Source organism: Streptomyces antimicrobicus (genome assembly GCF_020532625.1).
GTDB lineage: Bacteria > Actinomycetota > Actinomycetes > Streptomycetales > Streptomycetaceae > Streptomyces > Streptomyces antimicrobicus.
In genome coordinates this window covers 18,468-43,291 of sequence record NZ_JAJAUY010000044.1, presented here as the reverse complement: position 1 = coordinate 43,291, position 24,824 = coordinate 18,468, and the positions used below count along the sequence as shown (strand labels likewise).

At 75.0% G+C, this 24,824-nt stretch carries 26 protein-coding genes; 17 read left to right on the top strand and 9 right to left on the bottom strand.

Annotation, left to right across the window (positions count from 1 at the left end; genetic code table 11):
• The first annotated feature begins 239 nt into the window (after window positions 1-239).
• Window positions 240-689, top strand: a complete 450-nt coding sequence (locus LG632_RS13930; protein WP_226727353.1) for a GlcG/HbpS family heme-binding protein — start codon at window positions 240-242, stop codon at window positions 687-689.
• A 68-nt stretch (window positions 690-757) separates the two neighbouring features.
• Window positions 758-2,407 (top strand): beta-N-acetylhexosaminidase, encoded by a 1,650-nt coding sequence (locus tag LG632_RS13925; RefSeq protein WP_226727348.1) that lies wholly within the window; start codon window positions 758-760, stop codon window positions 2,405-2,407.
• Window positions 2,408-2,884: 477 nt separating this feature from the next.
• Here the strand turns inward: LG632_RS13925 and LG632_RS13920 are convergent, their stop codons facing one another.
• Window positions 2,885-3,424: a MarR family winged helix-turn-helix transcriptional regulator gene (locus LG632_RS13920; protein WP_374203470.1), complete on the bottom strand. Its 540-nt coding sequence runs from the start codon at window positions 3,422-3,424 to the stop codon at window positions 2,885-2,887.
• Between the two features lie 150 nt (window positions 3,425-3,574).
• On the opposite strand from LG632_RS13920, the gene LG632_RS13915 reads away from it, so the two are divergent.
• The 4 genes from LG632_RS13915 (at window position 3,575) to LG632_RS13900 (ending at window position 6,299) form a co-directional block, all read left to right on the top strand.
• Entirely contained in the window at window positions 3,575-4,636 is a 1,062-nt protein-coding gene (locus LG632_RS13915) for an alkene reductase (RefSeq protein ID WP_226727347.1), read from the top strand.
• A gap of 104 nt (window positions 4,637-4,740) precedes the next feature.
• Window positions 4,741-5,136: a VOC family protein gene (locus tag LG632_RS13910; protein WP_226727346.1), complete on the top strand. Its 396-nt coding sequence runs from the start codon at window positions 4,741-4,743 to the stop codon at window positions 5,134-5,136.
• A gap of 207 nt (window positions 5,137-5,343) precedes the next feature.
• Window positions 5,344-6,015 (top strand): HAD family acid phosphatase, encoded by a 672-nt coding sequence (locus tag LG632_RS13905; protein ID WP_374203469.1) that lies wholly within the window; start codon window positions 5,344-5,346, stop codon window positions 6,013-6,015.
• A gap of 89 nt (window positions 6,016-6,104) precedes the next feature.
• Window positions 6,105-6,299, top strand: a complete 195-nt coding sequence (locus LG632_RS13900) for a CsbD family protein (RefSeq protein ID WP_226727345.1) — start codon at window positions 6,105-6,107, stop codon at window positions 6,297-6,299.
• A gap of 117 nt (window positions 6,300-6,416) precedes the next feature.
• Here the strand turns inward: LG632_RS13900 and LG632_RS13895 are convergent, their stop codons facing one another.
• Both LG632_RS13895 and LG632_RS13890 read right to left on the bottom strand, forming a co-directional pair.
• Window positions 6,417-7,166 (bottom strand): HAD family hydrolase, encoded by a 750-nt coding sequence (locus tag LG632_RS13895; RefSeq protein WP_226727344.1) that lies wholly within the window; start codon window positions 7,164-7,166, stop codon window positions 6,417-6,419.
• 2 nt (window positions 7,167-7,168) lie between these two features.
• Window positions 7,169-8,401: a cytochrome P450 gene (locus LG632_RS13890; RefSeq protein WP_374203472.1), complete on the bottom strand. Its 1,233-nt coding sequence runs from the start codon at window positions 8,399-8,401 to the stop codon at window positions 7,169-7,171.
• 128 nt (window positions 8,402-8,529) lie between these two features.
• Between LG632_RS13890 and LG632_RS13885 the strand changes: the two genes are divergently transcribed.
• Entirely contained in the window at window positions 8,530-10,146 is a 1,617-nt protein-coding gene (locus tag LG632_RS13885) for a peptide-N4-asparagine amidase (RefSeq protein ID WP_226727342.1), read from the top strand.
• 73 nt (window positions 10,147-10,219) lie between these two features.
• On the opposite strand, the gene LG632_RS13880 is transcribed toward LG632_RS13885, so the two are convergent.
• Window positions 10,220-10,987 carry a LysM peptidoglycan-binding domain-containing protein gene (locus LG632_RS13880; protein WP_226727341.1) on the bottom strand — a complete coding sequence of 256 codons (768 nt, stop codon included), beginning with the start codon at window positions 10,985-10,987 and terminating at the stop codon, window positions 10,220-10,222.
• 368 nt (window positions 10,988-11,355) lie between these two features.
• Window positions 11,356-12,309, bottom strand: a complete 954-nt coding sequence (locus LG632_RS13875; RefSeq protein WP_226727340.1) for a dihydrodipicolinate synthase family protein — start codon at window positions 12,307-12,309, stop codon at window positions 11,356-11,358.
• 71 nt (window positions 12,310-12,380) lie between these two features.
• Between LG632_RS13875 and LG632_RS13870 the strand changes: the two genes are divergently transcribed.
• From LG632_RS13870 to LG632_RS13855, 4 genes are all read left to right on the top strand, one after another.
• Window positions 12,381-13,322 (top strand): LysR family transcriptional regulator, encoded by a 942-nt coding sequence (locus LG632_RS13870; RefSeq protein WP_226727339.1) that lies wholly within the window; start codon window positions 12,381-12,383, stop codon window positions 13,320-13,322.
• 73 nt (window positions 13,323-13,395) lie between these two features.
• On the top strand, window positions 13,396-14,481 hold the full coding sequence (locus tag LG632_RS13865; RefSeq protein ID WP_226727338.1) for an S-(hydroxymethyl)mycothiol dehydrogenase: 1,086 nt from the start codon (window positions 13,396-13,398) through the stop codon (window positions 14,479-14,481).
• A 138-nt stretch (window positions 14,482-14,619) separates the two neighbouring features.
• A complete protein-coding gene (locus tag LG632_RS13860) occupies window positions 14,620-15,372 on the top strand; it encodes a PIG-L deacetylase family protein (RefSeq protein ID WP_226727337.1) in 753 nt (250 codons plus the stop codon).
• 52 nt (window positions 15,373-15,424) lie between these two features.
• Entirely contained in the window at window positions 15,425-16,261 is an 837-nt protein-coding gene (locus LG632_RS13855) for an enoyl-CoA hydratase/isomerase family protein (protein ID WP_226727336.1), read from the top strand.
• On the opposite strand, the gene LG632_RS13850 is transcribed toward LG632_RS13855, so the two are convergent.
• A complete protein-coding gene (locus tag LG632_RS13850) occupies window positions 16,248-17,246 on the bottom strand; it encodes an SDR family oxidoreductase (RefSeq protein WP_226727335.1) in 999 nt (332 codons plus the stop codon). The two genes, LG632_RS13855 and LG632_RS13850, sit on opposite strands and share 14 nt — an antisense overlap.
• An 85-nt stretch (window positions 17,247-17,331) precedes the next feature.
• The gene (locus LG632_RS13845; protein ID WP_226727334.1) at window positions 17,332-18,513 is read right to left on the bottom strand and encodes a hypothetical protein; all 1,182 of its coding nucleotides are present in this window, start codon (window positions 18,511-18,513) and stop codon (window positions 17,332-17,334) included.
• A gap of 195 nt (window positions 18,514-18,708) precedes the next feature.
• Here LG632_RS13845 and LG632_RS13840 point away from each other — a divergent pair, with 195 nt between their 5' ends.
• The 6 genes from LG632_RS13840 to LG632_RS13815 all read left to right on the top strand — a co-directional run bounded on the left by LG632_RS13840 (window position 18,709) and on the right by LG632_RS13815 (window position 23,985).
• Entirely contained in the window at window positions 18,709-19,677 is a 969-nt protein-coding gene (locus tag LG632_RS13840; RefSeq protein WP_226727333.1) for an NADPH:quinone oxidoreductase family protein, read from the top strand.
• Window positions 19,674-20,867 carry an acyl-CoA dehydrogenase family protein gene (locus LG632_RS13835; protein ID WP_226727332.1) on the top strand — a complete coding sequence of 398 codons (1,194 nt, stop codon included), beginning with the start codon at window positions 19,674-19,676 and terminating at the stop codon, window positions 20,865-20,867. Before LG632_RS13840 ends, LG632_RS13835 begins: the two co-directional genes overlap by 4 nt.
• Window positions 20,864-21,967: an acyl-CoA dehydrogenase family protein gene (locus LG632_RS13830; RefSeq protein ID WP_226727331.1), complete on the top strand. Its 1,104-nt coding sequence runs from the start codon at window positions 20,864-20,866 to the stop codon at window positions 21,965-21,967. Before LG632_RS13835 ends, LG632_RS13830 begins: the two co-directional genes overlap by 4 nt.
• Window positions 21,968-22,054: 87 nt before the next feature.
• Window positions 22,055-22,687: a GNAT family N-acetyltransferase gene (locus LG632_RS13825; RefSeq protein WP_226727330.1), complete on the top strand. Its 633-nt coding sequence runs from the start codon at window positions 22,055-22,057 to the stop codon at window positions 22,685-22,687.
• Window positions 22,688-22,748: 61 nt separating this feature from the next.
• Window positions 22,749-23,108: a tyrosinase family oxidase copper chaperone gene (locus LG632_RS13820; RefSeq protein WP_226727329.1), complete on the top strand. Its 360-nt coding sequence runs from the start codon at window positions 22,749-22,751 to the stop codon at window positions 23,106-23,108.
• Window positions 23,109-23,121: 13 nt separating this feature from the next.
• Window positions 23,122-23,985 (top strand): tyrosinase family protein, encoded by an 864-nt coding sequence (locus LG632_RS13815; RefSeq protein ID WP_226727328.1) that lies wholly within the window; start codon window positions 23,122-23,124, stop codon window positions 23,983-23,985.
• 82 nt (window positions 23,986-24,067) lie between these two features.
• Here LG632_RS13815 and LG632_RS13810 read toward each other — a convergent pair whose 3' ends face one another.
• Together LG632_RS13810 and LG632_RS13805 are read right to left on the bottom strand one after the other, a co-directional pair.
• Complete coding sequence (locus tag LG632_RS13810) at window positions 24,068-24,346, bottom strand: chaplin (RefSeq protein WP_226727327.1); 279 nt, start codon at window positions 24,344-24,346, stop codon at window positions 24,068-24,070.
• Window positions 24,347-24,460: 114 nt separating this feature from the next.
• On the bottom strand, window positions 24,461-24,784 hold the full coding sequence (locus tag LG632_RS13805; RefSeq protein ID WP_226727326.1) for a hypothetical protein: 324 nt from the start codon (window positions 24,782-24,784) through the stop codon (window positions 24,461-24,463).
• Window positions 24,785-24,824 lie beyond the last annotated feature (40 nt).

The window sequence follows — 24,824 nt, the reverse complement described above, 5'->3', positions numbered from 1 at the left end:
CGCGCACTCCGGCCCCGCGAACGACCCCCGCCGCAGCCGCCGCGCGGCGCTAGACCACCGCCACCACCACGCCGAAGAGCGAAGAACGCCGAAGAGCGAAGAACAAGGAGCACCCCCGCATGTCCGCCCGTACCACCCCCACCTCCAGCCCCAGCCCCACCCCGGCCCCGGCGTCGGTCGCAGAGTCGGTCGCAGAGCCGGTCGATGCGTCGGTCGCGGAGCCGACGGCGCCCCAGGCGGTGACCCCGGCCGCGGCCCCGTCCCCCACCCCGGCCCCCCACCCGCTCACCACCGCCGACGCCGAGCGCCTGCTCGCCGCCGCCGTGGCGGCCGCGGAGCGGGACGGTGTGGCCGTCAGCGTCAGCGTCGTCGACGCCGGAGGGCACCTGCTGGCCTTCCGGCGGGACGACCGGGCCGTGCTGATCTCCGGCGAGACCAGCACCCGCAAGGCCTTCACCGCCCTCCAGCTGGACGCGGCGACGGCCGACCTGGTCGACGCCGTCCGTCCCGACGGGCCGTTCCACACCCTGCCCACGGCCCTCGACCGGCCGCTGCTGTTCCTCGCCGGCGGGCTGCCGATCCGCCGCGGCGGCCGCCTCGTCGGCGCCCTGGGCATCGGCGGTGGCGCCCCCGCCCAGGACCACGCCTTCGGCGAGGCCGCCCTCGCCGCCCTCGCCGCGCTGGGCTGACCGCCCGCCGTCCCGGGTCGCGCGTGCCCGCCACCGGTGGGACGTTGGGGTGGAGGACGTGGTGACTCATGCGGAAGCCGAGGACCAGGGCCCGGAGCACCGCGCCGGCCGTAGTCGTTGCGGTGCTCTCGTTCGGCCTCACCAGCTGCGCGGGCACCCCGCAGGACGGAGGTCCGCGGGGCCTGGCGGGCACCCCCGCGCCGACACCGCTGGTCACCGGCACGGCCGCGACCGACCCGGCCCCGCCGCCCTCGCCGACGTACCCGCCGGCCGCGGCCCCCCGCACCATCCCCTCGGTACGCGCGTTCCAGCCGGGCCGCGGTCCCGGCTGGAAGCCGGCGGACGGCGCCCGTGTGGTCGTCGCCCAGGACGATGCCGCGGCTCTGAAGGACGAGGGCGAGCTGCTGGCGAAGGGCCTGGGCATCGGCTACGCCGAAGGCGCCGCCCCGCGGCGCGGCGACGTCGAACTCGCCCTCGGCGCCACCGGTTCCGGCGGGGGTTCCGGCGGCGCGGAGTCCTACACCCTCACCGTCCGCGACGGCACCGTCCGCATCGCCGGCCCCGACGAGGCGGGTGTCTTCTACGGCACCCGCACCCTCCAGCAGGCCGTCCGCTCCGCCGGTTCGATCGGCGAGGGCACGGTCACCGACCGGCCCGACAAGCCGCAGCGCGGGCTCCACCTCGACATCGCCCGCAAGCACTTCACCCCCGACTGGATCGAGGACCGGCTGCGCGAGATGGCCGACCTGAAGCTGAACCAGCTCGGCCTGCACTTCTCCGACGACCAGGCCTTCCGGATCGCCTCCGACAGCCACCCCGAGATCGTGTCCACCCCGCACCTCACCAAGGCCGAGGTGCGCCGGATCGTCGCGCTCGCCAAGAGCCTGCACATCACGGTCGTCCCGGAGATCGACTCACCCGGGCACCTCGGCGCCGTACTGCGCGCGCACCCCGAGCTCCAGCTGCGCAACGCCGACGGCACCGCGGTCAAGGGCGCCGTCGACATCTCGAACCCGGCCTCGGCCCGGCTCGTGGACGACCTGCTGCGCGAGTACCTGCCGCTGTTCCCCGGCAGCCCGTGGCACCTGGGCGCGGACGAATACCAGGCGCTGGTGGTCAAGAACCCGCAGCTGTCCTTCCCGCAGCTGGCCCGGGCCGCGCAGCAGCGGTACGGCGCCGGGGCCAAGGTCGCCGACCTGGCGACGGGTTGGCTGAACGACCGGGCCGCCGTGGTCCGCGCGGCCGGCCGGCAGCCGAAGGCCTGGAACGACGGCTTCTTCCCGGGCGGGGTCGTCACCCCGGCCAAGGACCTCCAGGTCGAGTACTGGACGGGCAAGGAGATCGGGGCCCGGCCCCCGCTGGCGTACCTGCGCGAGGGGCGTCCGGTGGTGAACCTCAACGACGAATTCCTGTACTACGTCCTGGGCGAGCCCAACCAGTTCACGTACCCCACCGGCCGCCGGATCTACGAGCAGTGGACCCCGCTCGTGCTGCGCGGCACCACGCCGGTCCCGGCGCAGTACGCCGACCAGATCCTCGGCGGCCGGCTCGCCGTCTGGTGCGACCTCGCGAACGCGCAGACCCAGGCGCAGGTCGCCGCCGGGATCGCCCGGCCGCTCGCGGCGGTCGCCCAGAAGACCTGGGACCCGCGACCCCCGACGCAACCGTGGCCGACCTTCGCGTCCCTCGCCGACCGACTCCACGCCCCGCCCGACTGACCGGCGCCTTGCCACCCCGCCCCGGCCCGAGCCCCCTGACCGCCTCCGGTCCCTCCCTGGGCGTCCGCCGCAGCCCGACGGGCCCCGGCCCTGGCCGTACGCCGCACACGCCGGCTCCGCCTGAGCGCGCGCCGCAGCTTGGCGGGTCCGCGCTCCGGGCACGCGCCGCTGCCCGGCGGGCCCCAGCGGCCGCCCGCCGGGTCGCGGCTCCGCTCCTGGCCATGCGCCGCCCGGCGGGCCCCCGCCCTGGCCGTACGCCGCAACGCGGCTGAGCCTGGCCGTAGGCCGAAGTCCCGCTGAACCCGTACGACGCCCCCGCCCCCCCGTAGGGCGCCCAGCCGGGCTTCGCCCTGGCCTGCTGCTCCGCCCGGCCGGACTTCGCGCTGGCCGACGTCGCCGCCCGGCCGTGCTTCGCCCCGGCCCACGTCGCCGCCCGGCCGGGCATCGCCCGGGCCTGCCGCGCCGCCCGGCAGGGCGTCAACCGGGGTCCGGATCGGTGCGGCACGTCGGGTCCGTTGCTGCCTCCGTGCACAGGGCTCCCTCGACCTTCCGCAGGAGCCGCAGCAGTTCCGCGCTCTCGGCCTCGTCCAGGCCGGTCAGGGTCCGGCGTTCCAGTTCGGCCCAGGCCTCGCGGACCTGCTGGAGCAGGCCGCAGCTGGTCTCCGTGGCCTCGACCAGGGAGGCCCGGCGGTCGGCCGGGTCCGGGCAGCGGCGGACGTGGCCCGCCTGTTCCAGGCGCTGGAGCATCTTGGTCACGGTGGAGGGGTCCAGGCCCACGGTCTTGATCAGTTCCGACTGCCGGACCGGCCCGTTGTCCCACAGGTGCATCATCAAGAACTCCTGCCCCGGATGCAGGCCCAGTTCCCGCAGCAGCCGCCCCGCGACGATCCGGTGCAGCCGCGCCACCTTGCTCACGGCATGGCTGACCGGCCCGTCCAGCATCGCGCTCGGCGGCCCCGGACAGCGCGGCGCCGCGGCACCCTGCTCCTGCGTGACCCCGTGCGTCGTGGTCGTCATCGTTCGGCTCCCGTCCTCGCGTCGCCCGCCTCCCAGGATCCAGCATCCCGTGCCCCCTGCGGCAGATTTTAACTTGGTCGGCCAATGAATGGGTGTATGGTGGGCTCCGCAGCCAATCATTGGCCGACCAATTAACCTGTGAGGGCAGTCATGACCAGCGCTTTTGACCCGATCCACGTCGGCGGTGCCGAGCTCGCCAACCGCATCGCCATGGCCCCGATGACGCGCAGCCGCGCGGCAGCGGGGGGAGTGCCGACCGAGCTCACCGCCGAGTACTACGCCCAGCGCGCCTCCGCCGGGCTGATCGTCACCGAGGGCATCCAGCCCTCGCCGGTCGGTCAGGGCTACCCCTTCACGCCCGGCCTGCACAGCGCCGAGCAGGTCACCGCCTGGCGCCGGGTCACCGACGCCGTGCACGCCGCCGGCGGCCGGATCTTCGCGCAGCTCATGCACACCGGACGGATCGGCCACCCGTCCCTGCTCCCGGACGGCCTGACGCCGGTCGGCCCCTCCGCGGTCGCCGCCAAGGGCCAGGTCTTCACCCCCGAGGGTCCCCAGGACTTCGTCACCCCGCGGGAGCTGACCGCGGCGGAGGTGCGGCAGACGATCGCCGACTACGCGAGCGCCGCCCGCAACGCGATCGAGGCCGGCTTCGACGGCGTCGAACTGCACGGCGCCAACGGCTACCTGATCCACCAGTTCCTGGCCCCCGGCACCAATCGGCGCACGGACGAGTGGGGCGGCACCGTCGAGAACCGCATCCGCTTCGCCGTCGAGACGGTCAAGGCCGTGGCCGCCGAGATCGGTGCCGAGCGCACCGCCTTGCGGGTCTCGCCCGGCAACCCCTTCAACGACATCGACGAGCCCGACCCGCTCCCGACGTACGAGGCGCTGGTCAAGGAGATCGACCAGCTGGGCCTCGCCTATCTGCACATCATGGAGCCCGCGGGCACCCGCGGGATCACCCTCGCCCTGCGCGAGCAGTTCTCCGGTCGCCTGATCCTCAACCCGGCCACCGACGGTCCCACCGACCACCGCGCCCTCGGCCTGGTCGAGGAGGGCGTGGCGGACGTCGTCGCCTTCGGCAGCCTCTTCCTCGCCAACCCCGACCTGCCGGCCCGGCTGCGCGCCGAGGGGCCGTACAACACCCCGGACCAGGCCACGTTCTACGGCGGCGACGCCCGCGGCTACACCGACTACCCGGCGCTCTAGCGGACCGGGCCGCGCTCCGCCGGCACCGTGCCGGCGGGGCCGGGCCGGCGGCGCCACGCCGGCGGAGCCGTGCGCACGCCGGCTCCGCGCACTAGGTTGGGGGCATGGTGCACGTCCTCGGCAGCCGGGTCCTGCTGCGCCCCACCGATCCCGAACGCTCCCGCGCCTTCTACGGCGAGACCCTCGGCCTCGCCGTCCACCGGGAGTTCGGCACCGGCCCCGACCGGGGCACGGTCTACTTCCTCGGCGGTGGCTTCCTGGAGGTCTCCGGCCGCGCCGACCCGGCCACGGCCACGGCCCCGGGGTTGCGGCTCTGGCTCCAGGTGGCCGACGTACGGGCGGCGTACGAGGAACTGCGCGGGCGCGGGGTGGAGGTCCTGCGCCCGCCGCAGCAGGAGCCGTGGGGGCTGATCGAGATGTGGATCGCCGACCCGGACGGGGTGCGGATCGTCCTGGTCGAGGTGCCGGCCGACCATCCGTTGCGTTACCGGCCGTCCTGATCCGTCCCCCTGCACGGCGGGGCAGCACCCGGAAGTCGCCCACCCCGTAGGGGCGTTGGTTCACTTCCTGGTCGCGAAAAGTTCCTTACCGGCCAGTAGATTCCTGGCCGGTTCTCGCTGATTCTTGGTTGCGTTCATGCCAATGCGAGCGCGTCGCCCGGTCCCCGGTGCGGCGCGCCCCCGTGCCGCCACCGAGGAGCCCCCCACATGCAGATGCCCTCCCGCCCCCGCACCTCCCGTTCGGCCGTCGCCGCGGCCGCGGCGACCGCCGTGCTCACCCTGGTCCCGGCCACCGCCGCCCAGGCCGCCACCGCCCCGGCCCCCGCCCCCGTGGCGGTCGCGCAGGCGTCCGCCCCCGGCGGCAACGCGGCCATCCTCGGCATCGACTACGCGACCTGGCAGCGCGACGTGGCCGCGGTCGTCGACGAGGCCCGCCCGCACATCGAGCAGCGCATCGCGGCGGCGCGGCCGGGCGAGAAGCCGGCCCTGGTCCTCGACATCGACAACTCGTCGCTGGAGACGGACTTCCACTACTTCTGGACCTTCCCGACCCCGGCCATCACCAAGGTCCGGGCCCTCGTGCAGTACGCCCACTCCCGCGGCGTCGCCGTCTTCTTCGTCACCGCCCGCCCGGGCATCATCGAGTCGCTCACCCTGTACAACCTCAAGCAGGTGGGCTACCCGGTGACCGGCCTCTACGTGCGCGACCTGCCCGACCTCTTCCACGAGGTCAGCACGTACAAGACGGCCAAGCGCGCCGAGATCGAGGCCCGCGGCTACACGATCATCGCCAACATCGGCAACAACCACAGCGACCTGGTCGGCGGCCACGCCGAGCGCACGGTGAAGCTGCCGGACTACGACGGCAAGCTGTCGTAGGCCCGCAAGGGCGCATACCCGGCGAACGGCCGGGTACCCGCCCAGCGGGCGCCCGATCCGGCGCCGCTCGACTCCGGAAGGGAGAGGTCATGGACAAGGCGAAGGGCAAGGCCAAGGCCAAGGCGGACCAGGTCAAGGGCAAGGTCAAGGAAACCGTCGGCGACATGACCGACGACGAGAGCATGAAGATGAAGGGCAAGACCGAGAAGATGAAGGGCAAGGTCGAGGACGCCATGTCCGACACCGCCCGGCAGACGGCACGCGACAAGCGCCGCTCGATGTAGGTCCGCCCCCGCTCCACGACCGTAGCGGCCCGCCCCCTCCGGAGCGGGCCGCTACGACGCGTCCCCGCCGGGCCGGGCGGCTGCGGGCCGGGCGGGCGGCGGCTGCCGGCGGCCCCGCTACGGCGCGCTCGGCGCCGCCTTCCCGGACGGGCTCCCGGACGGGCTCGCGGACGGGCTCGCGGACGGGCTCGCGGACGGGTCGGCGGACCCGCTCGCGAACGGGCTCTCCTCCAGCCGGGCCAGCAGCTCCGCCGGATGCGCGTAGACCGCCGAGGCGCCCGCCCGCCTCAGGTCCGGCTCCGGAATGCCCCCGGACAACAGGCCGACGCAGGTCACCCCGGCCCGCACCCCCGCCTCCATGTCCCATACGGAGTCCCCGACGAAGACCCCGCGCTCCGGCCGGACCCCGGCCAGCTCCAGCCCGCGGTGGACCGGCTCGGGATCCGGCTTGCCCCGCGAGACCTCGTCCGCGCTGGTGGTGGCCGCGATGACGGGATCGGCGTCGATGGCCGCGCGCAGCGCCTCCAGCTCGGTGCCGGAGGCCGAGGTCACCAGGACCACGGTCCACCCGAGCCCGTCGAGCCGCCGCAGCAGGTCGCCCGCCCCCTCCAGGGCCGGCAACCGCTCGAACCACGTGGCGTACAGGGCGTCGTGAGCGGCAGTCAGCTGCTCGTCCTGGTCCGGGTCCCGGTCCTCGCCCAGCAGATGGGCCAGCAGGTCCTTCGACGGCAGCCCGACGGCCCGGTGCACGGCCCGCATCGGGACCCTGTGCCCGGCCTGGCGCAGGGCCTCGAACCAGGCCGTCACGTGCAGGTACGTGGTGTCGGTCAGGGTGCCGTCCACGTCGAACAGCGCGGCCCGCTGCATGGTCAGCCTCCCGTCGGGACGGTGGCGATCACGAATCCGCTGCGCGGCCGGGTCGGGATCCGGTGCAGCGGGATCCGCAGGTCCTGCTCCTGGGGCACGTCGAACTCCATCCGTGCCAGCTCCGTGCACAGCGCTCCCACCACCTGCACGGCCACGTCCTCGCCCGGGCAGCGGTGGCCGCCGCGCGCGTCCCCGCCGCCCTGCGGCACCAGCTCGTCGCGACCGGGCGGCCGGCCCAGGAACCGGCGCGGGTCGAAGCGGTACGGCTGCTCCCACAGGGCGGGGTCGTGGTTCTGCCCGTACAGGTCGAGCAGCACCATGCTGTCCTTCGCGATCGGTTCGCCGCCCCAGGTCAGGTCGGTCACGGCCCGCCCGCCGACGAACGGGGCGAAGGGGTAGAAGCGGCGCACCTCGTGCGCGAACGCCGTCTCGAACGAGGGCTCCTGGGCCGCCCGCAGTTCGTCGCGCAGCTCCGGGTGCCGGTGCAGGGCGTGCGCGCCGAAGGTGACGAACCAGGCGAGGGCGACGGTCGGACGGACGATGTTCAGCAGCTCCACCGCCGCCGTGCGCGCGTCCAGCAGCTCGCCGTCGGCGTCGCGCTGCCCGGCCACCCGCTCCAGCACCTTCCCCCGCGCCCCCTGGGCCCGGGCCCGCTCGACCGTCCGGGCGAGGACCCGCTCCTGCCGCGCCCGGGCCCGGCGGGCCCGCCAGTGGCGCGGTCCGGGCGTGGCGAAGCCGTCGACCATCGCCACGCAGTCCCGCGCGAGCCGGGCGGCCGCGCGGCCGGTGTGCGGCAGCCCGGCCCAGGCGCACACGGCCGTCGCCAGGACCACCGCCACCTCGTCGAAGAGGGTCACCCGGGACCGCTCGGACCAGCGCGCCGCGGCTTCCCGCCAGTGCCGTACGACGGTGTCGGTGAGCGTGGCGACGGCCTCGGGGTCCATCAGCAGCTCGGTGAACAGGGCCTTGCGGATCCGGTGGGCGTCCCCGTCGAGCGTGTGGACGGCGCCCTGGCCGAAGAGCGTGTCCAGCACCGGTTCGGGCAGGGCGCCGCCGCGGCGCACGTGGTGCTCGTCGTAGAAGAAACGCACCGCCGCCGGTCCGTGGAGGAAGACCGCGGGCCTGCCCAGCAGCCGGGCGCGCACCAGCCCCCCGCCGTCGTCGCCGGCGCGCCGGCGCTTGGCGGGCAGCCACGCGTAGCCCCGCAGCAGGAGGGGGACCGTGCTGTCGATCACTGGCCTCATGCCGCGCGGTTACCCGCTCCGACCGCGCCCACACTCCGCCGTACGGGTGCGGCCGGATCACGCCAGGGCCGGGCCCGGACCCTGGCGGACGCCGCCGGGCCGCGCTTCACTGCGGGGCCATGACACGAACGAGGATCATGAGCATGCTCGGCGCGCTGCTGCTGGCCGCCGGCGCCCTGACGGCGGCCGGGCCCGCCGCGGCGGCCGGGGGACCGACCCCGCCTGCCGAGTTCGGCAGCGACTGGCACGACCCGCTGACCGCCGACCCGCCGGTCGAACGCCCGTCGACCCGGTCCTGCGAGATCACGGTGGCCGAGGCGCAGTTCCGCGACTTCACCCCGTACACGGGCCGCTACACTCCGCCCGCCGACTGCGCCGGCCCCTGGGCCGAGGTCGTGCTCCGCCTCGACGGCAAGGTCAAGGGCCGCCAGTACGACCGGCTCGGGTACCTCTCCATGGGCGGGGTCGAGATCCTGCGGACCTCCACCCCGCAACCGTCGCCCGACGGGATCCAGTGGTCCGTGGAGAAGGACGTCACCCGCTACGCGCAGACCTTCCGCCGTGCGCAGCCGGTCGAGATGCTCATCGGCAACGTCGTGAACGACACGTACACGGGCGTCATCGACGTCAAGGTGACGCTGACCTTCTACGCCGCCGAGGGCCGCACCCGGCCCGCCGGCCGCGACGAGGTGCCCGACCGGGTCGTCCCGGTCACGGCGGGCACCCCGGTCACCACCCCGCGCAACACCGAACGGCTCCTAGCCGAGGTCTACGCGACGGGGTCGGGCGGCGGCTGCGAGGAGTACTGGTACATGACCACCCCGGACGCGGCCCCGTACTCGTGCAAGGCGGCCGACGGCCCCTACCGCGAGGTGCAGATCCGCGTCGACGGGACCCTCGCCGGGATCGCGGCGCCGTTCCCGACGGTGTGGACCGGCGGCTGGTCGAACCCGTTCCTGTGGTACGTCACGCCCGGGCCGCGCGCCTTCGACGTCCAGCCGGTGGTGTACGACCTCACGCCGTTCGCGGCGCTGCTCAACGACGGCCGGCCGCACGCGGTCGACGTCTCCGTCGCCGGGGTGCCGGCGGGGCAGAGCGGCTGGAGCACGCCGACCAACCTGCTGCTGTGGCAGGACGCCGGCCGCGCGGTCGTGCCCGGCGCGCTGACCCGGCACGAGCAGAGCGATCCGGCCAACTCCTCGCGCTGGACCCCGGGTCCGCAGGAGCACCGCCTGGACACCGAGGGCGGGCACCGCCTCACGGTCGCGGGCTACCTCGACACCTCCCACGGGCGGGTCGTCACCACGGTCGGCCGGTCCGTGCGCACCACCTCGGTGCACCGCTGGACGGAGGGCGAGAACCGGGACGCGCTCCGGGCCACCTGGACCGACGAGGAGACGGTGACCTCCGGCCATGGCACGGTGGTGCGCACGGAGCGCACCTACACGATGGACGGCACGACCACGATCGGCACGGACGCCCGTCTGCGCACGGTCCTCGCCCTGACCGACCGGGCCGACACCCGCACCACCCGCCCGGGTCGCCTCCCGAGCCGGAGCCTGCGCGACCACACCTACGAGGGCGACGCGACGTACACGACGGGCGTCCCGCGGGACCAGCGCCACGCGGTCGGCACCACGACCACCCGCTACCGCCTGCACACCCCGACCACCTGCCACGACCGCACCCTGCGCACCACCCAGGGCACGCTGACGGAGGACCACCTCCGCTGCTGACGATCACGCCGGGCCCACGGGCCGGGCGGTGGCCGCCCGGCCCTGACGGGGGATCGGCGGGCGGTCGGTGGGATCAGTAGGCGCCGAAGACGTTGTCGATGGAGCCGTAGCGGGCGGCCGCGTAGTTGCACGCCGCGGTGATGTTGGCGACCGGGTCGTACGAGTCCAGCGAGGTGCCGGGGACGTGGTACGCCTTGAAGGTCGGGTCGATGACCTGGAGCAGGCCCTTCGAGGGGATGCCGGCCGCGGCGTTGGAGTCCCAGAGGTTGATGGCGCGCGGGTTGCCCGAGGACTCGCGCATCACGTTGCGGTGGATCCCGTGGTAGGTGCCGGGAATTCCGTGCTTGGCCATGACGTCCAGGGACTCGCGGATCCAGCCGTCGAGGTTGTTCGGGTACGACTTCGCCGGCGCAGCGGCGGCCTGGACGACCGCGGGGGCCGCCTTGGCGGGGCCGCCGATCGTCAGCTTCAGACCCGGCCGGATCACCGAGGGGTCGCTGCCGATGAGCGCCTTGTTGTCCGCGTACAGCTGCTGCCAGCCGCCGCTGACGGAATGCTCCTGGGCGATCTCGGAAAGGGTGTCGCCCGTGACCACCGAATAGATCACCGGCTTGGCCGACGCCTTGGCCGGTGCCTTCGCCGGCTGCCCGGCCGCCACGGCCTGCGCGGTCTTCGTCATGGCCATGACCTGCGGCGCCTGCGCGGCGGCCGCCGGCTGCGCCTCGGCGGCGGTGGCGCCGATCAGCGGCATCGCGAGGGCCGCGCCACCGGTACCGGCGACGGCGATCCGACGGGTGATCGCGTTGTTCTTGGGGCGACGGTGCCTGCCTTTGGCGCGCATGGGCGAATTCCTCACATGGGGGGTGCGGGAGGGGAATCGGGGCGACCGTAAGCGAGCCGGAAGCCCGGGAACAACCCTTGAAATTCCCGATGTGATCGATAATGGGGATTAGGCCCTCGAATTACCTCCGCGCAATGATCTCGGGCACACCCAACTCGCCTTTTCCCCCTTGGGTTGCGGGCCCCGGAAAAGAATGATGTTGGGCCGCTCCGAGTGACTGACGTCACCCGGAGCGGCCCATGAACAGCCCCGCTTTCATACCTGGGCAAGTGCTGCTGTTGGGGTCGAGAAGGGCGTTGTTTGCGTTCCCCGGTAAATGCCGATCCGAGTATTGATCCGGTGCAAAATGGACAGATCCGCCGAGGGTGTCAGAATCCCGGTGCCGCCGGCACCGCCTCCACCTCCGCCGGCGCCGCCTCCACCCTTGCCAGCGCCGCCTCCACCCCCGCCACCGACGCCGGCGCCGCCGGCAGCAGCGGCAGCCGGACGTCCGGCGTCGGGATCCGCCCCTGGGCGTGCAGCACGGCCTTGACCACCACGGGATTGGGCTCGGCGAACGCGGCCGCCGAGAACCTCGCCAGCGCGTGCCCGAGCGCCCGCGCCCGGGCCGTGTCCCCGGCCTCCCAGGCCGCGGCCAGTTCCACGAACCGCGCCGTCGCCAGGTGGGCGGAGGAGAGGATGCCGCCCGTCGCGCCGAGCGCCAGCATGGGGGAGAGGTACACGTCGTCCCCGGCCAGCACCGAGAACCCGGCCGGCGGATCGGCGAGCAGCGCCACCGTCTCCTGGTCGATGCCGCCGCCCGCGTACTTCACACCCACCACCCCCGGCAGCTCCCCGAGCGTGCGCAGGGTCGCCGCGTCCAGCGGCAGCCCCGTCCGGTACGGGATGTGGTAGACGATCAACGGCACGGGGCTGACCGCGGCCAGCCGGGCGAAGTGGGCCACCACGCCCGCCGGTGACGGCCGTACGAACGCGGGCACGGTCACCAGCGCCGCCCGCGCCTGCGGCCACCGCGCCAGGGCGCCCAGCGCGGCCTCGCCGGCCCTGGTGTCGGAGCTGCCGACGCCGACGGTCAGCACCGCGCCCCGCTCGGCGCACACCCGGGCGCACACCTCGGTCACCAGCGCCCGCTCCGCCGGGTCCAGCGCGGCCGCCTCCGCCGTGGTGCCGAGCGCGACGACACCGGCCGCACCCGCGTCCAGCACCTCGTGCGCGAGCCCCTCCAGGGCGTCCGCCGCCACCTCCCCGGAGGCCGAGAAGGGGGTGACGAGGGGAACGTGGATGCCGCCCGGCGGCGCGATGTCGATCATGTCCTGTGCCATGCACAGGAGAATCGTGCGCACCGAGCCTCAGGTCCAGTTCGCTTTTCTTACCTGAAGCGTAAGCTGAGCCGATGCTCGACGTCAGACGCCTGCGCCTGCTGCGCGAACTCGCCCGCCGCGGCACCATCGCGGCCGTCGCCGAAGCCCTGTCGTTCAGCCCTTCGGCGGTGTCCCAGCAACTGAGCGTCCTCGAACGCGAAGCGGGCCTGCCGCTGCTCGAACGCACCGGCCGCCGGGTCCGGCTCACCCCCGCCGGCCGGCACCTCGTGGGCCACGCCGAGGCCGTCCTCGAACGCCTCGAACAGGCCGACGCCGATCTCGCCGAGGCCCGCCAGGGCCTGGCCGGCGCCCTGCGGATCGGCGCCTTCCCCACCGCCACCCGGGCCATCGTCCCGGCCGCCCTGGTCACCCTCGCCCGCCGCCACCCCCGGCTGGAACCCATGGTCTGCGAGACCGACCCGGCGGCCGTCGCCCACGCCCTGCGCGGCGGGGACCTGGACGTGGCCCTCGTCCACGAGTACGACTTCGTACCCGCCCCGCCCGAACCGGGCCTGGAGACCGAACCCCTCTACAGCGAGTCCATGTACCTCGCGTCCCCCGCCGGGGCCGGTCCCGACCCCGCCGACACCCCCGGGCCCGACCAGGGCGCCGTGCTCCGCGCGCACCGGGACAGGCCGTGGATCACCGCCACTCCAGGCACCCTCTGCCACGCCATGACCGTGCGGGCCTGCCAGGCGGCCGGGTTCGGCCCGCGGGTGCGCCACCAGGTCGACGAGTTCCCGACCGTGCTGGCGCTCGTGGCCGCGGGCCAGGGCGTGGCCGTCGTACCGCAGCTGGGTGTCGACCGGTCCGCCGGCTGCGAGGGGTCCGGGGTCAGCCTCACCCGGTTGCCGATGCAGCGCCGTACGAAGATCGCCTTCCGCAGCGGCGCCGGCGGTCACCCCGCCGTGGCCGCCTTCGCCGCCGCCGTCCGCGAGGCCGTACCGCCGGAGCTCGCGTCCCCGGGCCGGTGAGGCCAACTGCCGTACGGGGTCCCGGCCGTGTACGTTCGTTCACCGGGCCGATCAACGGAAGAAGGGGTACGACGTGACGCATCGCGTACGAGGTGTCATCGCGCGGAGCAAGGGCGCACCGGTGGAGACGACCACGGTGCTCGTCCCCGATCCGGGCCCCGGCGAGGCCCTCGTCCAGGTCCAGGCCTGCGGGGTGTGCCACACCGACCTGCACTACCGCGAGGGCGGCATCAACGACGAGTTCCCCTTCCTGCTCGGCCACGAGGCGGCCGGGGTGGTCGAGGCCGTCGGGCCGGACGTCACCGGCGTCGCCCCCGGGGACTTCGTCGTGCTCAACTGGCGCGCGGTCTGCGGCACCTGCCGGGCCTGCAAGCGGGGCCGCCCCTGGTACTGCTTCGCCACCCACAACGCCGCGCAGCCCATGACCCTGGAGGACGGCACCCGGCTGTCCCCGGCGCTGGGCATCGGCGCCTTCGCCGAGAAGACGCTGGTGGCCGCCGGCCAGTGCACCAAGGTCGACCCGGCGGCCTCGCCGGCCGTCGCCGGACTGCTGGGCTGCGGGGTGATGGCGGGCCTGGGCGCCGCGCTGAACACCGGCAACGTCGGGCGCGGCGACTCCGTCGCCGTCATCGGCTGCGGGGGAGTGGGCAACGCCGCCGTGGCCGGCGCCCGGCTGGCCGGCGCGGCGAAGATCATCGCGGTGGACCTCGACGACCGCAAGCTCCGGTGGGCCCGGCAGCTGGGCGCCACCCACACCGTCAACGGCCGCACCGAGGACGTGGTCAAGGCGATCCAGGAGCTGACCGGCGGGCACGGCGCGGACGTGGTGATCGAGGCCGTCGGCCGCCCCGAGACCTACCAGCAGGCCTTCTACGCCCGCGACCTGGCCGGCACGGTCGTCCTGGTGGGCGTCCCCACCCCCGAGATGAAGCTGGAGCTGCCGCTGCTCGACGTGTTCGGCCGCGGCGGCGCGCTGAAGTCCTCCTGGTACGGCGACTGCCTGCCCGAGCGCGACTTCCCGATGCTGATCGACCTCTACCTCCAGGGCCGCCTGGACCTCGGCGCGTTCGTCTCCGAGACCGTCCCGCTCGACGGGGTGGAGGAGGCCTTCACCCGCATGGAACGCGGCGAGGTGCTCCGCTCGGTCGTCACGTTCTGACCACGCCGGCCCGGCAGCGCGGCTCCGTGAGGTGGGGGCGGCGGCCGGGTCGGGTCCCGTGGGTCCGGCAACGCCGCTCCGCGGCCCGGGCGTTGCGTCCGGCCGCCTCTCGGCGATCTTTGGCCTAGGGTGCACAGTATGACCGAGTCCATGGATCAGTTGCAGCCCATGCCCACCGACTGGCAGCGCGCCCTCGCGGTGGTCGCGCACCCCGACGACCTGGAGTACGGCTGCGCGGCGGCCGTCGCGGACTGGACCGACGGCGGACGCGAGGTCGTCTACCTGCTCGCCACCCGCGGCGAGGCCGGTATCGACACCCTGGCCCCGGCCGAGTGCGCCTCGGTGCGCGAGGCCGAGCAACGCGCCAGCGCGGCCGTCGTCGGCGTCTCGACGGTGGAGTTCCTCGACCACCGGGACGGCGTCGTCGAGTACGGCCCGGACCTGCGCCGCGACATCGCGGCGGCGATCCGCCGGCACCGCCCGGAGCTGGTGATCACGCTCAACCATCGTGACATCTGGGGCCAGGGTCCCGGCGGCTTGTGGAACACCCCCGACCACCGCGCCGTCGGCCGGGCGACCCTGGACGCCGCCGGGGACGCCGGCAACCGCTGGATCTTCCCGGAGCTGATCAGCGAACAGGGCCTGGAACCCTGGAACGGCGTGCGCTGGGTCGCGGTCGCCGGCTCCAGCACGCCCACCCACGCGGCCGACGCGCGGCCCGGTCTGGAACGTTCGGTGAAGTCCCTGATGGAGCACCGCGCCTACATCGAGGCGCTCACGGACGAGGACTGCGAGACCTACGCCCGGGGCTTCCTGACCCGCAACGCCGAGCAGACCGGCGCCCGGTTCGGCGGTCGGCCGGCGGTGGCGTTCGAGGTCTTCCCGAGGTGAGGGAGCACCCCGTAATCTGACGACTCGTCAGGTAGGGGAGGGGGGCGGAGCCGTGATCGACACCGTGACCACGCGGATCGAGGAGGGCGAGGAACGCATCCGTCTGGAGGTGGGCGACGACGGCATCGCGGTCCTCACCCTCTGCCGCCCCGCCACCCTCAACGGCTGGAGCTGGGAGTCCAGCCGCCAGCTCGGCCTGCTCGCCGACCGCATCCGCTTCGACGAGACCGTCCGGGCCGTCCTGCTGCGCGCCGAGGGGCGGGCCTTCTGCGCCGGCATCGACGTCACCGCCCCCGGCGGGGCGATCACCGGCGACTCGCCGGCCCGGCGCACCCGCAACTACTACGAGGGCGTCCGCTGGGTCCACGAGCGCTTCGCGGTCCTTACCCGGCTCCCGCAGCCGGTGGTCGCCGCGGTGCAGGGCCACTGCCTCGGCTTCGGCTTCGAGCTGGCGCTCATGGCCGACATCCGGATCGCCGCGGACGACGCCGTGTTCGCCCTGCCCGAGGCCCGGCTCGGCGTGGCCGTGGACGCGGGGGGCGACCTGCGGATCGCCCGGGAGGCCGGCGCCGGCTGGGCCAAGCTGCTGGCGCTGACCGGCCGCCGGATCGACGCGGCCACGGCCGAACGCCTGGGCCTCGTCCAGCAGGTGGTCGCCCCCGACGCGCTCGACGCCACCGCCCGGGCGCTGGTGGCGGAGATCGCCGCCAACGCGCCGCTCGCCGTCCAGGGCATCAAGCGCGCGGTGGACGCGTACGCCGACGCCGCGCTGGCCGCGGCCCTGGACCGGGTGGCCCTGACCGCGGCCCTGACCCTGACCTCGCAGGACTGCCGGGAGGGCTACGCGGCCCGGGCCGCCCGCCGCCCGCCCCGCTTCACGGGCGACTGACGGGCCCCCCGCTCTCCGCCGGCCCGGTCCCCGCCGCCCCGCCCGCCGCCCGTCCGGCGCCGGTGAACGGCCCGCGCCCGAGCTGCTCGCGCACCGGGACCACCGGCGGGTTCACCAGCGCCCGCCGCTGCCAGTTCGCCCCGTCCACGACCAGGGTGTGCCCGGTGACGAACCGGGCGTACGGCGAGGCGAGGAAGGTGGCCGCCCAGCCCAGTTCGCGCGGCAGTCCGACCCGCAGGGCCGGCTGCCGGTCGTCGTGCCCGGTCTCCTCGGGCGCCGCGCGGTCCAGCCCCTGCCTGATGTCCGCGGTCATGTCCGCGTGCGGGAACAGCCCCGGCACCAGCCCGTTGACCTGGATCCCGTACGGCCCCCACTCCACGGCCAGGGTCTCCACCAGGTTCTTCACCCCCGCCTTGGCCGCCGCGCCGGGCGCGAAGCCCGGGCCGCCGGTCCAGGCGTAGGAGGCGCCGACGTTGATGATCGATCCCGGGGTGCCCGCGGCCAGGTGCCGGCGGCCGAACTCCCGGGTCATGAACCAGGTCCCCGTCAGCGTGGTGTCGAGCACCGCCCGCCAGGCCCGGGGCGAGAGGTCCTCGGCCGGGCAGGGGAAGTTGGCCGCCGCGTTGTTGACCAGCACGTCCGGCAGGCCCACCGTGGCGTCGGCCGCCGCGAACAGCTCCGCCACCCGCTCCGGATCGCGGATGTCGCAGACGGCGGACGTCACCCGGCCCGCGCCGGGGACGGCCGCCAGTTCCCGGGCCGCGTCGCCGAGCCGCTCCGCCCGGCGCCCGGTGATCAGCACGTCCGCGCCCAGCCGCGCGAACTCGGCGGCGACCGCCCGGCCCAGCCCGGTGCCGCCGCCGGTGACCAGGACCACCTGCCCTCGGTACGTCCCCGGGGGCAGCGCGGCGGCGCCGTACGGCGGTGGTGGGGGCAGGCCGGGCGGTCCGGGCCGGCCGGGCGCGGTGTTGTCGAGGGGATCCATGGCGCATCGATAGCGCGTGGGCCCGCAGATCACCATGCCCATGCCGCCCCGGACCGCCGCTTCCCGGCCGGGCGGGGAGGGCCGATCAGCCCGTCGAGCCCTTCGACGGACCCCCGGGCAGGAACGCCTGCTTGCTCGCGCAGGTCCAGATCACGGCCGTGACCTTCAGGGTGGAGTTGTCCACCATCTCCCCGCCGACCCGGTCGTCGTCGGAGACGGCGTGGGCCCAGCTGCGCCAGTCGGTGCCCGGTCGCGGCAGGGCGAGCAGCGGGCCGCTGCCCGGCCAGTACAGCGCCTGGGCGTAGTTCTCGTAGCCGTCGACGAACGTGCTCGCCGTGCCGACCGCGACGTTGGTGTTCGGGCTGATCGCCTCCAGCGCCGCCTGCTCCTCGCCGGCCAGCCGGCCCGGGTCGGCGGGCGGCGCGTCGTAGGGCTGCTTCCACACGGCCGGGGTGCGCCGCTGGACGTCGCGGTAGCTCTCCTTCTCGTAGCCGACGACCCGGCCGCGGTTGTCGATGCCGGTCGCCACGGTGCCCACCGTGCGGTCGTCGTCGGTCCACACGGGGAGGCTGTACGGCGGGTAGCCGCCGGCCGGCCAGACCACGGGGTAGCGGCTGCGGTGCAGTTCGTCCGTCTCGGGGTCCACGTAGGTGGAGTACGCCGTGCCGAGGACGTCGCCGCGGCGGTTGACGCCGCTGAGGGAGACGATCTCGGTGCCGGGCCGGGCGTCCGCGGGCAGCGGGAAGGCGCGGGCCACCTCGGTGCCGTTCACCCACTCCTTGACCGCGCCGCGGTCGAGCGCCACGACGCGACCGGCGTCGTTGACGTACGGCGCGCCCGTCCCCGTGGCGGACGCCTCGGTGAGCAGCCGGGCCACGGGCGCCCCGAGCTGGTAGGCGAACACCGCGGTGGCCTGGTCCGAGGTGCGCCGGGCGGTACCGACCAGCAGGCCCTTGGCGTTGACGGCGGTGACCTCGCCCGCCCGGAAGCCGTCCGGCAGCGGTACGGCGTGCACCTCGCCCCCGGTCCAGTACGCGGGGCGGCCGACGCTGGTGCCCACGGCCAGGTCGCCGGAGCCCAAGGCGCGCACGGAGCCGTACGTCCAGCCGCCGGGGTCGGGCAGGGACGGCAGGGTGACCAGGCCCGGGCTGCACGCCGGGGTGGCGGCGGGGACCGCGGCCCCGGCCGGACCGGCGGCGGTGACCAGCCCGGCCAGGGCCACGGCGGCGGCGAGGGTGGACGTGGTCGTTCTCAAGGTGGTGCGCATGTGGTGGTTCCCCCCAGGTGAGACGGGTGAGGCAGGGTCACATCCTGCACAGGATCAGGGCGGATCGACCCGGAATGGTGCATACCACTTTCTGTCGAGCGGCCGGGGGGCCAGGTTCCGCCCGGTTCCCAGGACGGCAAGCGACCGCTTAGTATGCGGACCGGCGTGAACCCTCGACGGCGGCTGGAGGCCCCGATGCAGGCATGGCGAGTCCACACCCACGGCGAACCCCGGGAGGCCATGCGCCTCGACGAGGTACCCGAACCCCGGCCCGGCGAGGGCGAGGTGAAGCTCCGGGTGCTCGCCGCCAACGTCAACTTCCCCGACGCCCTGCTGTGCCGCGGCCAGTACCAGATCCGCCCGCCGCTGCCCTTCACCCCCGGCGTCGAGATCTGCGGCGAGACCGAGGACGGCCGCCGCGTCGTCGCCAACCCGGCCCTGCCCCACGGCGGGTTCGCCGAGTACGTCACCGCGCCCGCCGCGGCCCTGCTCCCGGCGCCCGAGGCGCTCGACGACGCCGAGGCGGCCGCCCTCCACATCGGCTACCAGACCGGCTGGTTCGGCCTGCACCGGCGGGCCCGTCTCCAGGCCGGCGAGACCCTCCTCGTGCACGCCGCCGCAGGAGGCGTCGGCAGCGCCGCCGTCCAGCTCGGCAAGGCCGCCGGAGCCACCGTCATCGGGGTCGTCGGCGGCAAGGCCAAGCTCCGCACGGCCGAGGACCTCGGCTGCGACCTGGTCGTGGACCGCACCTGCGAGGACGTCGTCGCCCGGGTCAAGGAGTTCACCGGCGGCCGGGGTGCCGACGTCGTGTACGACCCGGTCGGCGGGGACGCCTACACCGCCTCCGCCAAGTGCGTGGCCTTCGAGGGCCGGATCCTCGTCGTCGGCTTCGCCGGCGGCACCGTTCCCGCACCCGCCCTCAACCACGCCCTGGTCAAGAACTACGCGATCGTGGGCCTGCACTGGGGCCTGTACGCCACCAAGGACCCGGCCTCGATCCTGGCCTGCCACACCGAGCTCACCCGCCTCGCCGCCGAAGGCGCGATCAAACCGCTGGTCAGCGAGCGCGTCCCGCTCGCCGGGGCCGCCGACGCCGTCCAGCGCGTGGCCGACGGCACCACCACCGGCCGGCTGGTCGTCGTACCCGGGGGAGCCGCCCGATGACCGCCGCGACCACCGCCGAGGACCTCCGCGCCCGCACCCGGGCCCTGCTCGCCGACCGGCCGCCCGCCACCACCGACCGGGCGGACTTCCTGCGGGCCCGCTTCGACGCCGGGCTCGCCTGGGTCCACTACCCCGAAGGCCTCGGCGGCCTCGGCGCGCCCCGCGCCCTGCAGGCCGTCGTCGACGCCGAACTGGAGGCCGCCGGCGCCCCCGACAACGACCCGCGCCGGATCGGCATCGGCCTCGGCATGGCCGCCCCGACGATCCTCGCCCACGGCACCCCCGAGCAGAAGAGCCGGTTCCTGCGGCCGCTGTGGCTGGGGGAGGAGGTCTGGTGCCAGCTCTTCAGCGAGCCCGGCGCCGGCTCCGACCTCGCCGCGCTCGGCACCCGGGCCGTGCGCGACACCGCGGGCGACTGGACCGTCACCGGCCAGAAGGTGTGGACCTCCAGCGCCCACACCGCCCGCTGGGCCATCCTCCTCGCCCGGACCGATCCGGACGTGCCCAAGCACCGCGGCATCACCTACTTCCTGTGCGACATGACCGCCCCCGGCGTCGAGGTCCGGCCGCTGCGCCAGATCACCGGCGAGGCCGAGTTCAACGAGGTCTTCCTCACCGGCGTCCGGATCCCCGACGCGCACCGCCTGGGCGAGGTCGGCCAGGGCTGGGAGGTCGCCCGGACCACCCTGATGAACGAACGCGTCTCCATCGGCGGCATGCGGATGCCCCGCGAGGGCGGCATGATCGGGCCGGTCGCCGCCACCTGGCGGGCCCGCCCCGAGCTGCGCACCCACGACCTGCACCGGCGGCTGCTCGGCCTGTGGGTCGAGGCCGAGGTCGCCCGGCTGACGGCCGACCGGCTGCGCCAGCAACTGGCCGCCGGGCAGCCCGGACCGGAGGGCTCCGGCACGAAGCTGGCCTTCGCCCGGCTGAACCAGCGGATCAGCGCCCTGGAGGTGGAACTGCGCGCCGAGGAGGGCCTGCTGTACGACGACTGGACGATGCGCCGGCCCGAACTGGTCGACTTCACCGGCCGCGACGCCGGCTACCGCTACCTGCGCGCCAAGGGCAACTCGATCGAGGGCGGCACCAGCGAGGTGCTGCTGAACATCGTGGCGCAGCGGGTGCTGGGCCTGCCGGCCGACCCGCGCGACGACAAGGACCTGCCCTGGAAGGACCTGGCCCGATGACCGATCTGCTCTACAGCGACACCGAGGAGGAACTCCGCGCCGCCGTACGGTCGCTGCTCGGGGCCCGGCTCGACCCGGCGGCCGCGCTCGCCCGGGCCGAGGCCGGACGGCCGCACGACCCGGCGCTGTGGCGGACCCTGGCCCGCGACATCGGGGCGGCCGGACTGCTCGTCCCGGTGGAGCTCGGCGGGCAGGGCGCGAGCCACCGCGAGGCGGCGGTGGTGCTGGAGGAACTGGGCCGGGCCGTGGCCCCCCTGCCGTACCTGACCAGCGCGGTGCTCGCCACCGAGACCCTGCTCGGCTGCCCGGGCCCCGCGGCCGAGGCCCTGCTGGGCCCGCTGGCCGCCGGGGAGAGCGTGGGCGTCCTGGCCCTGCCGCTGACGGCCGCGCCGGGAGCGGCGGCGACGCCCACGGTCCGGGACACCGGCGGCGGCCGGCTCACCGGCACGGTCACGGCGGTGGCCGACGCGGCGGCCGCCGACACACTGCTGGTCCTCGCCGACACCGGCCTGCACGCCGTACCGGCCGCCGCGGCCGAACTCACCGCGCAGGTCCCGCTGGACCTGACCCGCCCGCTCGCGCGGGTGCGCCTCACCGGCGCCCCCGGCCGGCTGCTGGCCGGTCCCGGTCCGGCGCGGGCGGCGGTGGACCGCGCCCTGCGGGCCGGCGCCGGTCTGCTGGCCTCCGAGCAGGTGGGCCTGGCCGAGTGGTGCCTGACCACGACGGTCGCCCACGTCAAGACCCGGCACCAGTTCAACCGCCCCCTCGGCTCCTTCCAGGCGCTCGGGCACCGGCTCGCGCAGCTGTGGCTCGACGTGGCCGCCGCCCGGGCCGCCGCCCGCGCCGCCGCCGACGCGCTGGCCACGGCCGCACCCGACGCGCCGCTGCTGACCGCGGTGGCGCAGGCGTACTGCTCCGGCGTCGCCGTCCGCGCCGCCGAGGAGTGCGTCCAGTTGCACGGCGGCCTCGGCATGACCTGGGAACACCCGGCCCACCTCTACCTGAAACGGGCCAAGTCCGCCTCGCTCGCCCTGGGTACCGCGTCCCACCACCACACCCTGATCGCCGCCGAGGCCGACCTCCCGGCCCCGCCCGCCTGACCGGACGGCACCCGCAGGGCCGCCGCTCCGGCGCCCTGCGGCTGCCCCGCCCGCCGCGGGTCCCCCGCTGATCCCTACCCTGGCCGCATGACGCCCGCCACGCCCGCCACCCCGGCCACGCCCGCCACCCCCGCCGTCCCTCCCGCGCCCTCCCCGTCGCCCGCCTCCCCCTCGGCCACCGGCACCACCGGCGCCACCGCCATCACCCGCCTGACCGCCGACGGACTGCGCGCGAGCCGCGCCGAACTGGCCGCGCTCCTCGTGGACACCGTCGAGGCGGGCGCCTCCCTCGGCTTCCTCGCCGGCCTCGACCACCGGGCCGCCGCCGCCTGGTGGGACTCCCTGCTGCCCGGCCTGGAGGACGGCACCCTCGCCCTGTGGGTCTCCCGGACCGACGGCCGCGTCGACGGCACCGTCAGCTGGTGCCGGGAGACCAAGCCCAACGGCCGCCACCGCGCCGAGCTGCGCAAGCTCATGGTGCACCCGGCCGCCCGCGGCCGCGGCACCGCCCGGGCGCTGCTCGCCGAGGCCGAGGCGGGCGCCGCCCGGGCCGGTGTCGTCCTGCTCGTCCTGGACACCGAGACCGGCAGCGGCGCCGAGCACCTCTACCGCCGTGCCGGCTGGACCGAGGCCGGCACCATCCCCGACTACGCCACCGACCCCGAGGGCCGGCTGCGCCCCACGACCTTGTTCCACAAGCACCCCGAGCAGCCGAGGTGACCTCGTCGGCGGCGCCGCGTTAGACCCCGTAGTCGCCGTCCCGCCGAGCCAGGGAGTCCGCATGGACGCAGTCGCCGTACCGCCCACCCGCCGCGCGCTGCTGCGCACGGCCTTCACGGCGGCCGTCCTCGCCGGTACGGCCGCGGCGCTGGCCCCGGTGCTCCGGGCCCGCCGGCCCCGCCCGGTCACCGCCCCCGCGCCGCTCGCCGAGGAGACGTACCGCGGCCGGCACATCGCGGTCCGCAGCCACCAGGTGTGGATCGACGGCCGGCCGCTGCACGTGATGCGCCGGGCCGACGGCAGCTACCTCAGCGGGATCAACCACTTCGAGTCCTTCGCCACGCCGCTGGAGCTCGCCCGCGCCGCCGTCGACGAGCTGGGCACCGAGCGGCTGGCCCTGGCCGCGCCCCACCACGGCTGAGCGGAGTCCGCCCGTGCACACCCGGCAGAACCAGAAGAACCTCACCGGCGCCCAGAAGAAGCGCTTCGTGGCGGCCTTGCTGGAGCTCAAGCGCAACGGCACCTACGACGAGTTCGTCCGCGTCCACGACCGCTGGTTCGTGCCCGACCGGGAGACCAAGCTCCGGGTCGGGCACATGTCGCCGTCGTTCTTCCCCTGGCACCGGCGCTACCTGCTGGAGTTCGAGAACCGGCTGCGCGCCCTCGACCCCGGCCTGTCCATCCCGTACTGGGACTGGACCACCGACAACAGCCCCGTCTCCTCCTTGTGGGCCGACGACTTCCTCGGCGGCACCGGCCGCGAGGGCGACCGCCGGGTGACGACCGGCGCGTTCGCCTACGACCGGGGCAACTGGACCATCAACGTCCGCACCAGCGAGGCCGGCTACCTCACCCGCAACCTCGGCCGCCCGCAGAACCCGATCAAGCTGCCCACCGCCGCCGAGCTGCAATGGGCGCTGGACGCCCCGCTCTACGACTCCGACCCCTGGGACTCCACCGCCCCCGACGGCTTCCGCAACCGGCTGGAGGGCTGGGCCGCGCCGCGCAGCGAGAAGTGGCGCAACCACAACAAGGTGCACCAGTGGATCGGCGGCCACATGACCGGCGGCGCGGCCCCCAACGACCCGGCGTTCTGGCTGCACCACGCGTTCGTGGACCTGCTGTGGGACCGCTGGCAGCAGCGCCACCCCGGGGCCGGCTACCTCCCCGACCGGCCGCTGCCGCTCGGCGACCTCCAGCGCGGCCGGGTGATCTCCCTGGACGAGCCGATGCCGCCGTGGGACGTCACCCCGCGCGAGATGCTCAGCCACCAGGGCCTGTACCGCTACGAGGCCTGATCGTGTAGCGCTACGAGGCCTGATCGACGAAGGGCCCCCGCCGTCCGGCGGGGGCCCTCAGCGCTGCCTGGGTGCCTCGGCGTCAGTGGCCGTAGCCGCCCTCGGTGTGGTGCTCACCGTCGGACTGGTTGATGCAGGTGTTGCCGAACGCCGGGTTCAGGAGGGCGATGACGTTCACGGTGTTGCCGCAGACGTTCACCGGGACGTGGACGGGAACCTGGAGGAGGTTGCCCGAGGCGACACCGGGGGAGCCGACCGCCGCACCGTGCGCTCCGGCGTCGGCGACGGCCAGCCCGGCGCCGGCGGCCAGGGCGCTGCCGGCAGCTGCGGTGACGGCGACTGCCTTCGCGATACGCGACATCAAGATCTCCTTGAGAGACGGGGGGTGCCGCACTGGTGCGGCATTTGACATGGCATACAACGCGGAGAGCGGCCAGGGGTCACGGCCGCTGCGCCTTCCCGGTGATGACGCTCGTCACTCCGTGAAGCGCACCGACGAGAAGAACGGTCCGACGGGCGCGCTGGAGTGCGGCCCGACGACGAGCAGCGCACGGCCCTTGCAGCCCGGCTCCGGGTACAGCGTGGCGGTCCTCCCGGTGTGGTTGACCACCGCGCCGGTCAGGCCCCCGCCCTTGCCCGCGGCGGCGACGCACCCCCGCGGGTCCGTGATCGCGTGCGGCCGGTCGTCCTGGCCCAGGTACTGGAAGTCCGCCCCGGCCGCCTGCGCCGGGCCGGCGGCGGCCGCCGCCAGCAGGAGCGCGGGGACCGCGGCGGCTCGGAAGGTGTCGTTGATACGCATGCCAGGTCCAACCCCGCCCCGCCCCGCACGGGTCACGGCT